The 13,068-nt window shown below is 69.8% G+C and carries 10 protein-coding genes; 3 read left to right on the forward strand and 7 right to left on the reverse strand.

Going from position 1 to position 13,068, the window contains the following annotated elements; translation table 11 throughout:
* Positions 1–5 precede the first annotated feature (5 nt).
* From ABD716_RS00930 to ABD716_RS00940, 3 genes are all read right to left on the reverse strand, one after another.
* Positions 6–1,763 (reverse strand): phospholipase C, encoded by a 1,758-nt coding sequence (locus ABD716_RS00930; protein WP_344772834.1) that lies wholly within the window; start codon positions 1,761–1,763, stop codon positions 6–8.
* 92 nt (positions 1,764–1,855) lie between these two features.
* Positions 1,856–3,109 (reverse strand): iron uptake transporter deferrochelatase/peroxidase subunit, encoded by a 1,254-nt coding sequence (efeB, locus tag ABD716_RS00935; protein ID WP_344772836.1) that lies wholly within the window; start codon positions 3,107–3,109, stop codon positions 1,856–1,858.
* Entirely contained in the window at positions 3,102–4,343 is a 1,242-nt protein-coding gene (locus tag ABD716_RS00940; RefSeq protein WP_344772838.1) for an imelysin family protein, read from the reverse strand. The genes efeB and ABD716_RS00940 overlap by 8 nt, the downstream gene beginning before the upstream one ends.
* Before the next feature lie 175 nt (positions 4,344–4,518).
* Between ABD716_RS00940 and ABD716_RS00945 the strand changes: the two genes are divergently transcribed.
* Positions 4,519–5,031 carry a glutathione peroxidase gene (locus ABD716_RS00945; protein WP_344772840.1) on the forward strand — a complete coding sequence of 171 codons (513 nt, stop codon included), beginning with the start codon at positions 4,519–4,521 and terminating at the stop codon, positions 5,029–5,031.
* Here the strand turns inward: ABD716_RS00945 and ABD716_RS00950 are convergent.
* On the reverse strand, positions 5,028–5,792 hold the full coding sequence (locus ABD716_RS00950) for a M15 family metallopeptidase (RefSeq protein WP_344772842.1): 765 nt from the start codon (positions 5,790–5,792) through the stop codon (positions 5,028–5,030). The two genes, ABD716_RS00945 and ABD716_RS00950, sit on opposite strands and share 4 nt — an antisense overlap.
* 215 nt (positions 5,793–6,007) lie before the next feature.
* Here ABD716_RS00950 and ABD716_RS00955 point away from each other — a divergent pair, with 215 nt between their 5' ends.
* A complete protein-coding gene (locus ABD716_RS00955; protein ID WP_344772844.1) occupies positions 6,008–8,188 on the forward strand; it encodes an MDR family MFS transporter in 2,181 nt (726 codons plus the stop codon).
* A 34-nt stretch (positions 8,189–8,222) separates the two neighbouring features.
* On the opposite strand, the gene ABD716_RS00960 is transcribed toward ABD716_RS00955, so the two are convergent.
* Positions 8,223–9,119 carry a DNA-methyltransferase gene (locus ABD716_RS00960; RefSeq protein ID WP_344772846.1) on the reverse strand — a complete coding sequence of 299 codons (897 nt, stop codon included), beginning with the start codon at positions 9,117–9,119 and terminating at the stop codon, positions 8,223–8,225.
* Here ABD716_RS00960 and ABD716_RS00965 point away from each other — a divergent pair.
* Positions 9,118–10,710, forward strand: coding sequence for an aminotransferase class I/II-fold pyridoxal phosphate-dependent enzyme (locus ABD716_RS00965; protein WP_425553363.1), 1,593 nt, complete (start codon positions 9,118–9,120; stop codon positions 10,708–10,710). The genes ABD716_RS00960 and ABD716_RS00965 overlap by 2 nt on opposite strands.
* A gap of 11 nt (positions 10,711–10,721) precedes the next feature.
* Here ABD716_RS00965 and ABD716_RS00970 read toward each other — a convergent pair whose 3' ends face one another.
* Together ABD716_RS00970 and ABD716_RS00975 are read right to left on the reverse strand one after the other, a co-directional pair.
* Positions 10,722–12,545: a DUF2207 family protein gene (locus ABD716_RS00970; protein ID WP_344772850.1), complete on the reverse strand. Its 1,824-nt coding sequence runs from the start codon at positions 12,543–12,545 to the stop codon at positions 10,722–10,724.
* Positions 12,546–12,617: 72 nt separating this feature from the next.
* Positions 12,618–12,959 (reverse strand): hypothetical protein, encoded by a 342-nt coding sequence (locus ABD716_RS00975; protein WP_344772852.1) that lies wholly within the window; start codon positions 12,957–12,959, stop codon positions 12,618–12,620.
* Positions 12,960–13,068 lie beyond the last annotated feature (109 nt).

The raw sequence follows: 13,068 nt of genomic DNA on the forward strand, positions 1-13,068 counted from the left end.
CGCAGCTACCAGCCGAGCCAGCCCAAGACTCCGCCGTGGCCCTTGTCGCCCTTGCCGGGCTTCGAGGGGTGCGTCGGCTTCGAGGGGTGCGCCGGCTTCGACGGCTTCGACGGGTGGGTCGGCGTGTGGTTGATCGGCACGACCTTCGAGACCGCCCCCGTCTTCGGGTCGAGCAGCACGCTGCGGTTCTGCGGGTGCGCGAAGTCGAGCAGGCCGTTCAGCGAGCCGGCGGTCTTGTCGAACGAGCCGTCACCGATGCGACCCGTCGACCAGTTGTCCTCGACGAACTTCAGGATCGAGGGCTGCGAGGTGGCGGTGTGGTCGACCGAGTTCGCCTTGGTGTAGGGCGAGATCACGAGCAGCGGCAGACGCTGGCTCGGGCCGCAGCGGTCCTCGTAGCCGCCGTTCGCCGGGTTCTTCGGGGCCGTCGTGCAGATGGCGGCGTTGTTGGCCGAATCGGTCGAGCCGTTGGTGATCTTCGGCGCGACGTGGTCGTACCAGCCGTCGGAGTCGTCGTACGAGATGACCACTGCGGTGCTCGACCACTCCGGCGACTTCTGCAGCTCGTTGATCGTGTTCACGAGGAACGTCTGCTCGTCGGTCGGGTCGGAGTAGCTCGCGTGACCGTCCTGGTACTCAGGCGCCTTGACGAACGAGACCGCCGGCAGATTGTCGGCCGCGACCGCCGCGTCGAAGTCGCTCGTGTCGTACTGGTGGTTCGCCTGGTCGGTGTGGCCGATCGCCTTCACCGAGGTCGGCGGCAGGTGGTGCGGGTTCGACGTCGACTTGTAGTACGCGAACGGGTTGTGGTGCGGCGAGTAGTCGACGACCGAGGTGCCCGAGATGTTCGTGTGGGTCGCGCCGCAGACGGCGTAGCCGGTCGAGCTGGCCTTGGCCGTGGTGGTCGGCGCGAAGCCGCCCTGGAACCAGCCCCACGTGACGCCCTTGTCGTTCAGCAGGTCGCCGATGTTCTTGCCCGACATGCCGGCGAGCGCGTTCGTCGAGGTGTGGTTCGAGTCCGCGCAGTCGTCGTACACGGGGTCCGGGTCGTTCGTGACCGAGCCGACACCCGTGGCGTCGGGGTCGATCACCGTGTAGCCGTCGGGCGTCGCCGTCGGCTTCGGGTTCGTCGTGCCGGTCTTCGGGTCGTACGAGGTGACCCCGTGCGTCTGGCCCGCGATCAGGTTGAGCGCGCCGGGGGTCGACGGGCCGAAGGTCGCGTCCCAGCTGTTGTCGCTCATCGCATAGTTCTGCGCGTAGTTCCACAGCGCCGTGACGGTGTTGCCGTCGTAGTAGCCCATCGCGAGACCGGGCGCCGAGTACAGCGGCGCGGCGCACTTGTCGACCGAGGTGTTCTGCACGAACTGGTCCATCTTGCCGCCGTTCACGGCCTTCTGCTCGGGCAGGTAGCCGTGGTTCCGATCACACGTGTCGGCCTGCGCGGGCGTGAGGCGCGTCGGCTGGTACTGGTTCGGGTTGTTCTTCAGGGTTCCCGAGGTGACCAGGGTGTTCACCTTCGGCGTGTTCTTCGCCGCGACGAACTTCGTGCCGTCGGTGTTGGCGGCCGTGGGGTAGGTGCCGAAGTAGTGATCGAACGAGACGTTCTCGTCGAAGATCACCACGAGGTGCTTGATCGGCGTGGTGGTGTGCGCCGAGTTGTCCGCCTTCGGGTGGGCTTGCGCCGGAGCTGCCGCGAACGCGGTCGCGACAGCGAAGCCGGCAGCGACGGCCAGAGCTCCCCCGGCGATTCCGAGACGCTTCAAACGTGCTTTCTGGAACACGGTTGACTCTTCTTCCTCTTATGGTTCCCGGCGCCCGCTTGCGCCGAGCCTGTGTGCCCGCATGAGTGTCGACCTCATGCGAACATGCCTTTTCCGAGCCAGTCCGAGGCATCCCTCGCCCCGGGCAGCGCGAAGTAGTAGCCGCCCCCGACGGGCGAGATGTAGTCGACCAGCGGCTCGTCGATCAGCCGCTTCTGCACCGTGACGAACTGGCGCTCGATGTCCTGGTTGAACGCGGTGAAGATCAGGCCCTGGTCGAGGTTGCCGTTCGCGTCGATGCCGCCGTCGTAGTTGAAGGCCCTGCGCAGCATCCGCTGGTTCTCGGTGCCCGGCGTGCGCGGGTTCGCGACCCGGATGTGCGCGCTCAGCGGAATCGAATCGCCGTTGGGGTCGCGCTCGTAGTGCGGGTCCTCGAACTCGCTCGAGCCGGTGAGCGGCGCGCCCGAGCCCTTGTAGCGGCCGAACATCTGCTGCTGCTCTTCGATGCCGACGCGGTCCCAGAACTCGACCAGCATGCGGATCACCCGCACCGCCAGATAGCTGCCGCCCTCGACCCAGGCGGGCTCGGCCTGGCCGCCGTGCGCCCACACGAGCTGGTCCATCAGCTTCGCGTCGGTGCGATCGATGTTGGCGGTGCCGTCCTTGAAGCCCATGAGATTGCGCGGGGTGCCACTGGGGCGCGGGGGTGACGAGAAGCCGTCGCGCCGCCAGCGCAGCTGCATTCCGGCACGCGTGGCGCGCAGCACCTCGCGCACGCCGTGGATCACGACGTCGTTGTCGTCCGCCTCGAACTGCAGCAGAAGGTCGCCGTCGCAGATCGCGCGGTCGAGCGCGTCGTTGGGGAAGTCCTCCATCGGGCGCAGCTTCGAGGGCTTCACGGATGCCAGCCCGAAGCGCCCGTCGAAGAGGGATGCCCCGACCGCCAGCGTCACGGTGAGCCCGCCCGCCGTGACCTCGGGCCCGAGAACGCCCGAGTCGCTCGGCGGCGCGGTGATGCCGAGCTCTCGCGGCGCACCGCCCGTCGTGAGGAAGCGGGCCGTGTCGGTGATCGTCTGCAGCAGCTCCGTGAGACCTGCCGCGCCCTGCGCGGTGACGTCGAGCGCGAGCAGCGAGGTGGAGCGGCGCACCGGAGCGAGCACCCCGGCCTGGTGCGCGCCGTGGAACTCGTACCGCGCGGCCGTGCCCGCGGCATGCGCCGCGGCTGCCGCCGGCGCAGCCGCACCGAGCCCGGCCGTCACGGCGGCGGTGGTCGCGGCGCCCGCGGCGGCGCCGGCCATGCCGATCAGGAATCCTCGCCGGCTGGGGGCGTTGCTGCTCTGCTCATTCATCTGGGGTGAACCTCGGTTCGGCGATCTCGGCGACGGGCGCCAGCAGCTCGACGGTGCCGCCGAGTGCCGCGTTGAGCCGTTCCCGCTGCGCTCGTGTGAGCGACAGCAGCGGAGCCCAGGACCCGTCGGGGCGGTGGTAGCTCTCGACGAGCTTCTGCGTCGAGGCGAGCGCCGCCTCCGCGTCGGGCAGAGCGGGGTAGCGCGTGGCCAGATCGCTCTTCAGGAAGCCGAGCGCGATCGTCGCGCTGCTGAGGTTCGCGTCGATCGTGGCGAGGTTCGTGTGGCTGCCGGCATCCGTCGCCCCGGTCAGCTCGAACTGGATCGCGTTCTCGACGATCTCGTGCGATCGCAGCCCGATCACCAGCGGATCGATCTGCGCGGTGCCCGGGTCGGCGATGAGCGAGTCGACCGCCGCGCCGAGCCTGCGCGTCTGGGCTGCGACGGCGGCGGCGGGAGCCCCCGACCACAGCAGCGCCTCGATCTTGTGGAACCCGGTGAGACCCCGATCGCTCAGCGCGGTGGTGCCCGAAGCAGGCATCCCGTTGATCTCGGCGTCGTGGTCGCCGAACGCGTCATATGCCGCGCCGAGCGTCTCGTAGCTGAGATGCGCTGTCAGCCAGTCGGCCTTCGCACGCGCTAAGTCGCCCTCCTCTGCGTCGGCATCGAGCTGCGCGACCTGCTTCTTGAGGGTCGGAAGCCGCCCGTCGACCCACTTTCCGTAGGCGATCGCCACGAGGTTGAGCTGATTCCGGGTCAGCGGCGCGGTGCCGGCGCTCAGCACCGCCCCGTGCGGCGCGGCCCCGACCCGCACGGTGGCGCCGATCGCCGGCTGCGAGTCCTCGGGGTAGCAGGCGAAGCGGTAGCGCCCCTTCCCGAGCACGACCTGCGCGGTCGTCTTCGCGCCGGCGCCGACGCCATCGAGCTCGAGGAAGACCTTCTTGCTGCCCTGCTCCTGCAGCTGGATGTCCATCGGGGCGTCATTGCCGTTGGCGATCGTGAAGCTCTGGGCACCGCCCGGCACCGCGGCGTTCGCGCCGTCGCCCCACCCGACGCCGCACGTGCTGCGGTTGGCGGTCAGCTCGTAGGAGTGCGGAGCGCTCGCGGACGCCGTCGAGGCGGCCTGCGGCTGCGCTGCGCCTCCGTGCGCGGGCGACAGCACCGTCGCCGCCACGCCGACCGCCACCACGAGCGCGACCACAGCCCAGAACAGGGCGAACTGTGACCGCTGGGACATGCCGTGGGGGGACCTTCTCGTAGAGCTCTGCCGGGGGCGGGGCGGCGCACTGCTCGGGCATGCGGCGGCCCTCGAACGAGGCTAGAGGCGGCCCAGGGCGCCTCTCGGCGAGTTCAGAAGCTGTTCACCGCTCAGACACGAAGCCGTCCCCTGCACAGAGAGTTACGCTCGATCCATGGCAGGCACACCGCTCCGCGACATCCCGGTCACCACGATCGACGGCACCCCGACCTCGCTCGCCGACTACGCCGACAAGGTCGTCATGGTGGTCAACGTCGCGTCGAAGTGCGGCCTGACGCCGCAGTACGAGCAGCTCGAGCAGTTGCAGAAGACCTACGAGTCGCGCGGGTTCACGGTGATCGGATTCCCGTGCAACCAGTTCGCCGGCCAGGAGCCGGGCAGCGCGGAAGAGATCGTCGAGTTCTGCTCCGCGACCTACGGCGTGACCTTCCCCCTGATGGAGAAGACCAAGGTCAACGGGCGCGACGCCCACCCCCTCTACAAGCAGCTCAAGCACACGAAGGACCGCCTGCACCTGGGCGGCCCGGTGCAGTGGAACTTCGAGAAGTTCCTCGTCTACCCCGACGACACCGTGATCCGCTTCCGCCCGCGCACCCTGCCCGACGACCCGCAGGTCATCGAGGCCATCGAGCGCGGGCTCGAGCAGCGCACGCCGGGCGCCGCCTAGTACGACGTTCCGCCCGAGACGCCGAAGAACTCCTCGAGCGTCTCGACGTGCTTCGCGTGCAGCTCGGTCGCGAGCGGCACGCCGATGAAGCGGAAGTGCCACGGCTCGTACTGGTAGCCCGTGACGTTCACCTTGTCGGCCGGGTAGCGCAGCAGGAAGCCGTAGCGCCACGCGTTCGCGGCGAGCCACTTCCCCTGCGGCGTCGTCGCGAAGCAGACCGCGAGCGAGCAGTTCGCGGGCACGGCGGAGAGATCGACGGCAAGCCCCGTCTGGTGCTCGCTCGTCCCCGGCCGCGCCGAGAGCTCGTCGGCGACCGCCTCGCCCTTCGAGCTCACCCACTCGTTGTAGACCGCGAGCTGCGTCGGGTAGGAGCGGTAGCCGCTCTCGATCGACAGCGACAGCCCCGCGGCGCTCGCGGCCGCCGCCATTCCGGCGAGGGCTTCCGCCGCGGGCTTGCGCAGCGGCTGGCGGTTCGGGTTCGGAAGGTCGGGGTAGACGAGATCGGCCGGCGCGTAGTCGACTGGCTTCAGGGGGTGCTTCTTGTTGACGATGACCCAGAGGCTCGCGGGATCGGTCGTCGAGCGCGCCTTCTTGTCGAAGGCCGGCTTCGCGCGCGGCGAGGCACTCGCCGATGCGGATGCCTTCGCCGCGGCACCCCGCCCGGCATCCCCCGCCGAGTCCGCGCCCCGGTCGGCGGCTGTGCGCGTGCAGCCGCCCAGCGCCAGCGCGGCGAGCGCCGCGATCGCCACCGCTCTCCTCACCGTTCGACCCTATTCGAACACCCGGTATGAACCGGCTGAAAACCGGCGCCGAGTTCCCTCCCCGATTCGCGGATCCGCTTCGCAAGGTGTAAATTTGCAGTCACCGCAAATTTCTATCGCCAGTGCCGGCGGCGTCGGCGATGTCGGCGCGCCGCGAGATACGGCATCCTCTCGAACCTGAATCATCTGGTTCCTTTTCTCATCAAAGGACTTCAATGTCAGAAGCTGTCGCTCCCGCGAGCGCTCACGGCGGCACCAAAGCCGTGATGTCGCACCAGCAGATCCTGCTGGTCATCTACGGCCTCATGGCCGGCATGTTCCTCGGCGCCCTCGACCAGACCATCGTCGGCACCGCCATCCGCACCATCGGCGACGACCTGCACGGTCTGAACCAGCAGGCGTGGGTGACGACCGCCTACCTGATCACGTCGACGATCGCCACGCCGATCTACGGCAAGCTGTCCGACATCTTCGGCCGCCGCCCGCTGTTCATCTTCGCGATCGTGGTGTTCATCCTCGGCTCCGCGGCCTCGTCGTTCTCGACCTCGATGATCATGCTCGCGGCCTTCCGCGCCTTCCAGGGCCTCGGCGCCGGTGGTCTCATGTCTCTGCCGCTCGCCATCATGGGCGACATGCTCTCGCCGCGTGAGCGCGCGAAGTACCAGGGCTACTTCCTCGCCGTCTTCGGCATCTCCTCCGTCATCGGGCCGCTCGTCGGCGGCCTCTTCTCCGGTGCGCACCAGATCCTCTGGATCTCCGGCTGGCGCTGGGTGTTCCTCGTGAACGTGCCGATCGGCATCGCCGCGCTCATCATGGTGCTGATCTTCCTGCACCTGCCGAAGTTCGACCGCAACACCAAGCCGCGCATCGACTGGTGGGGTGCTGCGACGGTCATGACCACCCTCGTCCCGCTGCTGCTCGTCGCCGAGCAGGGCCGCGACTGGGGTTGGGGATCGACGGCTGCGATCACCTGCTACGTGATCGGCGCCGTGAGCGCCGTGGCGTTTGTGTTCATCGAGATCGCCATGAAGGACGACGCGATCATCCCGATCAAGCTGTTCCGCTCGGGCGTCTTCTCGATGGCGACCATCCTCGGTGTGCTCGTCGGCTTCGGAATGTTCGGCGCCATGCTGACGATTCCGCTCTACCTGCAGATCGTGACCGGCCTGTCGCCGACCGAGTCCGGCTTCGCGACGCTGCCGATGGTGCTCGGCCTGATGATCGCCTCGATCGTCTCGGGCCAGATCATCTCCCGCACCGGCAAGTACCGCATCTTCCCGGTCACGGGCACCTTCGTCACCGCCATCGGGTTCTACCTGCTGACCTACATGACGGTCGACCGCCCGCTGTGGTTCATGCTGATCGCCATGTTCGCCATCGGCCTCGGCCTCGGCCAGCTGATGCAGACCCTCACGCTCGCCAGCCAGAACTCGGTCGAGCCGCGTGACATGGGTGTGGCGACCGCCGCCTCGACGTTCTTCCGCCAGATCGGTGGAACGCTGGGCACCGCAGTGCTGCTCTCGGTGCTGTTCTCGGTGCTGCCGGGCAACATCCAGACGGCGACCACGAACAGGGCCGACCTCACGAACGCCCTGAATGCCGCGCTCAACCCGGCCGTGGCCGAGAAGGCCGACAACAAGGCGATCATGAACATGTTCTGGACGCCCATCGTCACCCCGCTCAAGAGCGAGATCCAGCAGCAGCTCGACGCGGGCACGCAGCAGGCGACGGATGCCGCGAAGCAGGCCGTCACCGAGAAGGTGACCGAGGCCGTCAACGCTCAGGTCGCCGCCGGCGCCATCCCGGCGGCCGCAGCCCCGTCGGTCATCGACCAGCAGGTGCAGGCCGCCCTGCCCGACGCCCAGCAGCAGGCGCTGCAGCAGGCCGCCGAGAAGGCGAACGCCTCGGTCGTCGACGGCAAGCTCGTGATCGACTTCACGAACGCCGCGCAGCGCAAGGCGGTCGTGAACGAGGTCGCGCCGAAGATCATCGACCAGGTCAAGAGCGGCGGCTCGTCGAAGAGCGCAGGCAACATCGACACGAGCAACACCTCGTTCCTCAACAACGCCGATGACGCCCTGAAGCGCCCGTTCCTCAAGGGCTTCAACGCCTCGACCATCGAGATCTACTGGGTCGGCATGCTCGTCATCCTGATCGCGTTCGTGCTCACCTGGTTCTTCCGGGTGCCGCCGCTGCGCAAGGTCTCGGCCCTGCAGCAGCAGGCCGACGCCGCCGCGGCCGAGAGCGCCGCCGAGCAGTCGCCCGCCGAGGAGCTGGAGCTCGAGGCCGTCTCGGCCGCGAACACCACTGGTGCGCTCGTCGCGCCGACCACGGGTCAGCTGAACCTGACCATTGAGGCCGACCGGCCGGACGGCGAGACCGGCACGAAGGCCTAGCCTTCTTCCGAAGTCCACCCCTCGTCGAGCCTGGCTAGGACAGGCTCGCAAACACGGCAGAGTCCCCGAGGCGAGACCGCATCACGCGGATCGCCTCGGGGTTCTCGTCGATCAGGACGAAGCGGCGGCCGAGCGCGGCGGCGACCGCCCCGGTGGTGCCCGAGCCGGCGAAGAAGTCGAGGACCCAATCCCCTTCGCGTGACGACGCCTGCAGCATCCGCCTCACCAAGCCGGCCGGCTTCTGCGTCGGGTAGCCGGTCTTCTCCCTGCCCGTGGGCGAGACGATCGTGTGCCACCACACGTCGGTCGGCAGCTTGCCGCGGGCGGCCTTCTCGGGCGTGACGAGGCCTGGGGCCATGTACGGCTCGCGGTCCACCGCCTCTGAATCGAACCAGTAGCCCTTCGGGTCCTTGACGTACATCAGGATCGTGTCGTGCTTCGTCGGCCAGCGGCGCTTCGACTTGCCGCCGTAGTCGTAGGCCCAGATCAGCTCGTTGATGAAGCACTCGCGACCGAACAGCGCATCGAGCAGCACCTTGGCGTAGTGCGCCTCGCGGTAGTCCAGGTGCAGGTAGAGCGTGCCGTCAGGGGCGAGCAGCCGCCACACCTCGACGAGCCGCGGCTCGAGGAATCCCCAGTAGTCGTCGAAGACGTCGTCGTAGCCGAGCAGATCGCCCTTGATGCGCTCATAGCTCTGGCCCTTGAAGCCGGTGATGAGCGCGCTGGTCGACTCGGCGGTCTTCTGGTCTCCATTCGCTTCGCGAGTCGACTGGCGGATGCTCGTGGTCGACTGCCGCTTCTGCACGCGGCCCGTGTTGAACGGCGGGTCGAGGTAGACGACCGTGAACGCGCCGTCGGGCAGCTCGGGCAGCACGGAGAGGTTGTCGGCGTGGATCACGGTGCTCGCGCTCTCCGGGGTCCACAGTGGCATGGTGTCGATCCTCCCAGACCCGGCGGCGGCCGGCCCGATGAACACAGACCCGGCAGCGGCCGACGCCATGAGCGCGGACCCGATGGACTCGCCCACGCCCTACGCGACGGCGCTGCGGCAGTTCGCGGCGCGGGACACGGTGCGCATGATCGTTCCGGGTCACTCGGGCGACCCGAGCGCGTCGCCCGAGCTCGCCGAGTTCTTCGGCGCGCAGCTGCTGCGACTCGACGTCGCCCCGCTGGTCTCGGGCATCGACCTCGGGCTGTACACGCCGTACGAGCGCTCGGTCGAGCTCGCGGCCGAGGCGTGGGGCGCGACGCGCAGCTGGTTCCTCACCAACGGCTCGTCGCAGGCCAACCGCATCGCGGCGCTCGCGCTCGGCTTCTTCGGCTCGCGCGACCAGCCGGTCGTGGCGCAGCGCAGCACGCACTCGAGCTTCATCGACGGCATGATCATCGCCGGGCTCGACGCCGTGTTCGTGCAGCCGAGCATCGACGTGGAGCTCGGCATCGCGCACGGCGTCTCTCCTGCGCGCCTTTCCGCCGCACTCGACCGCACGCCCCGCGCCAAGGCCGCCTATGTCGTGAGCCCCTCGTACTTCGGCGCGACCCCCGATGTGCCGGCGCTCGCCGCCGTCGCCCACGCGCACGGCGTGCCGCTCGTCGTCGACGCCGCGTGGGGCGCGCACTACGGATTCCACCCCGAGCTGCCGCCGTCGCCCGTGGCACTCGGCACCGACGGGCCCGGAGCCGGGCACGGTGCCGACCTCGTCATCATGAGCACGCACAAGCTCGGCGGCTCGCTCACCCAGTCGGCCATGCTGCACCTGGGGCACGGCGCGTACGCCGAGGCGCTCGAGCCGCTCGTCGACCGGGCGTTCGTGCTCGAGCAGTCCACCTCCGAGAGCGCGCTGCTGCTGGCATCCCTCGATCTCGCCCGCCATCAGCTGCAGACGGGCGCTGCACGCATCGGCGCCTCGCTCGCCGCAGCCGAGCAGCTGCGCGCCGCGATCCGCGAGCGCGGGCGGTTCCGGATCGCGAGTGACGCGTTCGGCGTCGCCGCGGCCGGCGACCCCGACGCCGATGTGGCGGCCGTCGACCCGTCACGCGTCTCCATCGACGTCGGCGCGGGCGGGCTGCTCGGCCACGCCGTGCGGTCGGTGATGCTGCGCGATCACGGCATCCAGTTCGAGCTGTCGACGGATGCCTGCGTGCTCGCGATCGTCGGCCCGGGGTCGCACCCCGACCTGGGCCGCATCGTCGACGCCCTGCACAGCCTGCGTGCCGACGACCCGGAGGTCGCGACGTCGGGCTTCGTGCGCGTGCCGCTGCCCGAGCCCGGCGAGAAGCGGATGCTGGTGCGCGACGCCACCTTCGCGGCCGCCACGGTCGTGCCGGCCGCGCAGGCCGTGGGGCGGGTGTCGGCGGACTCGCTCGCAGCCTACCCGCCGGGCATCCCGAACGTCATGCCCGGCGAGGTCATCACGGCCGAGACCGTCGAGTTCCTGCAGCACGTGGCGGCCGCGCCGACCGGCTTCGTGCGGGGCGCGGTCGACCCGGCGGTCGAGACGCTGCGCGTCGTGGCGGAGTAGGCCTGGGTCCTCTACCAGCCCCCGCCGCCGCCACCGCCGAAGCCGCCGCCCGAGAATCCGCCCGAGAATCCGCTGCCGCCGGAGCTCGACCACGAGTGCGAGTTGCTCGTCGTGCTCGCGGTCGTCGCGTAGTTGTGCGATGCGAAGGCGTTCGCGAACAGCAGCGTCTGCAGGGGCAGCAGGGTCGGCGTCACGTCCGTGGGCGTGGTCGCCCAGGCGCGGCCGAGGACCTCTCGCCACTCCTTCTCGACGTTGAAGAGGATCGCGTAGGGCAGCAGCTTCTCGTACAGCTTCACGAGATCCTCGCCCTGCGGGGTCTTCTGCGTCTCGGCGCCCGTCGGGCTCTGCAGCATGCGGATGCGGTCGGCTTCGGCGAGCCGCAGGTAGTCGCGGATGCCGAGCAGATGCTCGTAGGCGGGGGTCGCGGCCGTGGTCCGCCGCTCGCGCGGCCACACCAGGGCGACGGCTGCGACGAGCAGCGCGAGGGCCGCCACGAGCCCGAGGTAGTGCAGCCAGGTGCCGAAGGCCCCGCTGCTCAGCACGACGAACCAGGCGACGGTGACGACCGCGAACAGGATGCCCGCGGCGAGCAGGATGCCGCTCAGCGCGGTGTACCGCCGGGCGATCAGCCCCTGTTTGCGCACCGCGTCGCGCGCCTCGCGCAGCAGCTTGGCGATGCGGTCGCCGACCTCGGGCTTCTTCGGGTCGAGCGTCACCGCCGCGCCGGGCTTGATCGAGCCGAAGAGGGTGTGCACCGCGTCGGCGTCCTCGTCGTCGAGCACGGTCGCGTCGTGCAGCTGGAGGGCGTAGAGATCGTCCTTCGTCTTCGCCGTGCCCCGGTCGTCGCGGGTCATGGTGGCGGCGCGGCTCACGACGAGCTGCGTGACGAGCGCAGGGAAGGCGCGATCGCGCTCGTCGAGCAGCTCCGCGGCCTCCATCACGCCGATGCCGGGGAACGCCGCGTACTGCGGCACGATGATGCCCGTGCCCCTCGGGTTGCCGAGGCTCCTGACGCGCACCGCGATCGCGAGGCCGAGCAGCACGACCGCGACGCCGAGCAGCACCCACACGGCGAGGCGCCGCAGCGACAGCGGCACCGCGAAGGTGCCGGGGGCGAAGCCGACGCTCATCGTCACGTTCTCGTGGGCGCCGAGGTCGGTGGCCGTGGCGGTGAAGGCGTCACCGGTGCGAGTGATCGTGCAGCGCGCCGTCGACCCCTGGGCCCCCTGATAGCAGGCCATGTCGCCCGTGAGCGAGCCCGCGAGCGCGGCCGGCACGTGCAGCGTCGCACTCACCGTTCCGAACGGCTGGGCCCAGCCGGTTCCGTTGACGTCGAACAGGAACTGCTGCGCGCCCTGCGCCTCGTGGATGACGTCGCGCATCGTGTAGCGGATGACGTAGCTCTGGGCTCCGTGCACGAAGGAGTAGGGGTCGCCGATGCGCACGACCGTGAAGCCGGCGGGCACGTCATCGCTCAGCAGCTGCCAGGCGACCGGCGCGCCTGCGGCATCCGTCACACTGCGCACCCGCACGTGCAGCGAGCGGCCGTCGGCGCTCGTGGGGATCGCCCGTTCGATGCCGTGGTTCTGGTCGGCATCCGGGAAGCGCGCCGCGAACGTCTCGGTCACCGCGAGCTCGGCGCGGCCGTCCGCCGCGCGGCTCAGGCGGTAGTCGGTGTGCAGGCTGTCGAAGGTGAAGTCGCCGGCGTCGGCATGCACGGCGCTGGCGTCGGCATCGGCACGCGCGGCGCCCGGGCCGGCGAGGGCGAGCGCCCCCGCGGCGAGCGCGCCGAACACGAACGCGAGAATGATCCAGATGCCCCACCGCCGTGTCACGCGACGAGCCTAGCGAGCGGCCGCGGTGCGGGTCAGGAGGACGCGAGCGGGACGGCGCTCGTCGGGAAGGCGCTAATCGGGGAGGCGCCGGCCTGGGGGCCGGCCCCACTGGTCGAGCTCGATCACGACATGGCCCGAGGGGCGGGCTCCGGCGGCCGTGCCGATGCCCAGCGGGTCGCCGTCGGCCTCGGGCGACGGCGCGGGCAGCGTGGTCTGCCGCTCGAGCTCGAGCTGGGTCTCGTAGCGCACGGGGTGGAACACCTCGTCGAAGGCGGCACCGAGCATGCCGCTGCCGATCGAGCCGGAGCCCCGTTTCTGCGTCTTGTCGCTGAAGTCGACGACGCCGGTCTTGTGAAGCACCCACAGCAGCAGGCACACGCCGACGATGGCGGCGCCGATGATCAGGGCTTTCACGCGCGCCAGGGTAGCAAGCCGCCCTGAACTCCCTCGAAGTGTGAGTTCGGGTCCCCTTTTCGGCGAAACAACAGCCCGAACTCACACTTCGGGGGAATGGGGGCGGGAG

The organism is Gryllotalpicola kribbensis (assembly GCF_039538245.1).
GTDB classification, from domain to species: Bacteria; Actinomycetota; Actinomycetes; order Actinomycetales; family Microbacteriaceae; genus Gryllotalpicola; species Gryllotalpicola kribbensis.

Excerpts from the sequence above, each read along its gene's own strand:
- ABD716_RS00960 (WP_344772846.1), bottom strand. The coding sequence starts at position 9,119 with ATGCCACTGTGGACCCCGGAGAGCGCGAGCACCGTGATCCACGCCGAC.
- ABD716_RS00940 (WP_344772838.1), bottom strand. The coding sequence starts at position 4,343 with ATGTCCCAGCGGTCACAGTTCGCCCTGTTCTGGGCTGTGGTCGCGCTC.
- ABD716_RS00945 (WP_344772840.1), top strand. The coding sequence starts at position 4,519 with ATGGCAGGCACACCGCTCCGCGACATCCCGGTCACCACGATCGACGGC.
- ABD716_RS00955 (WP_344772844.1), top strand. The coding sequence starts at position 6,008 with ATGTCAGAAGCTGTCGCTCCCGCGAGCGCTCACGGCGGCACCAAAGCC.
- efeB (WP_344772836.1), bottom strand. The coding sequence starts at position 3,109 with ATGAATGAGCAGAGCAGCAACGCCCCCAGCCGGCGAGGATTCCTGATC.
- ABD716_RS00965 (WP_425553363.1), top strand. The coding sequence starts at position 9,118 with ATGGTGTCGATCCTCCCAGACCCGGCGGCGGCCGGCCCGATGAACACA.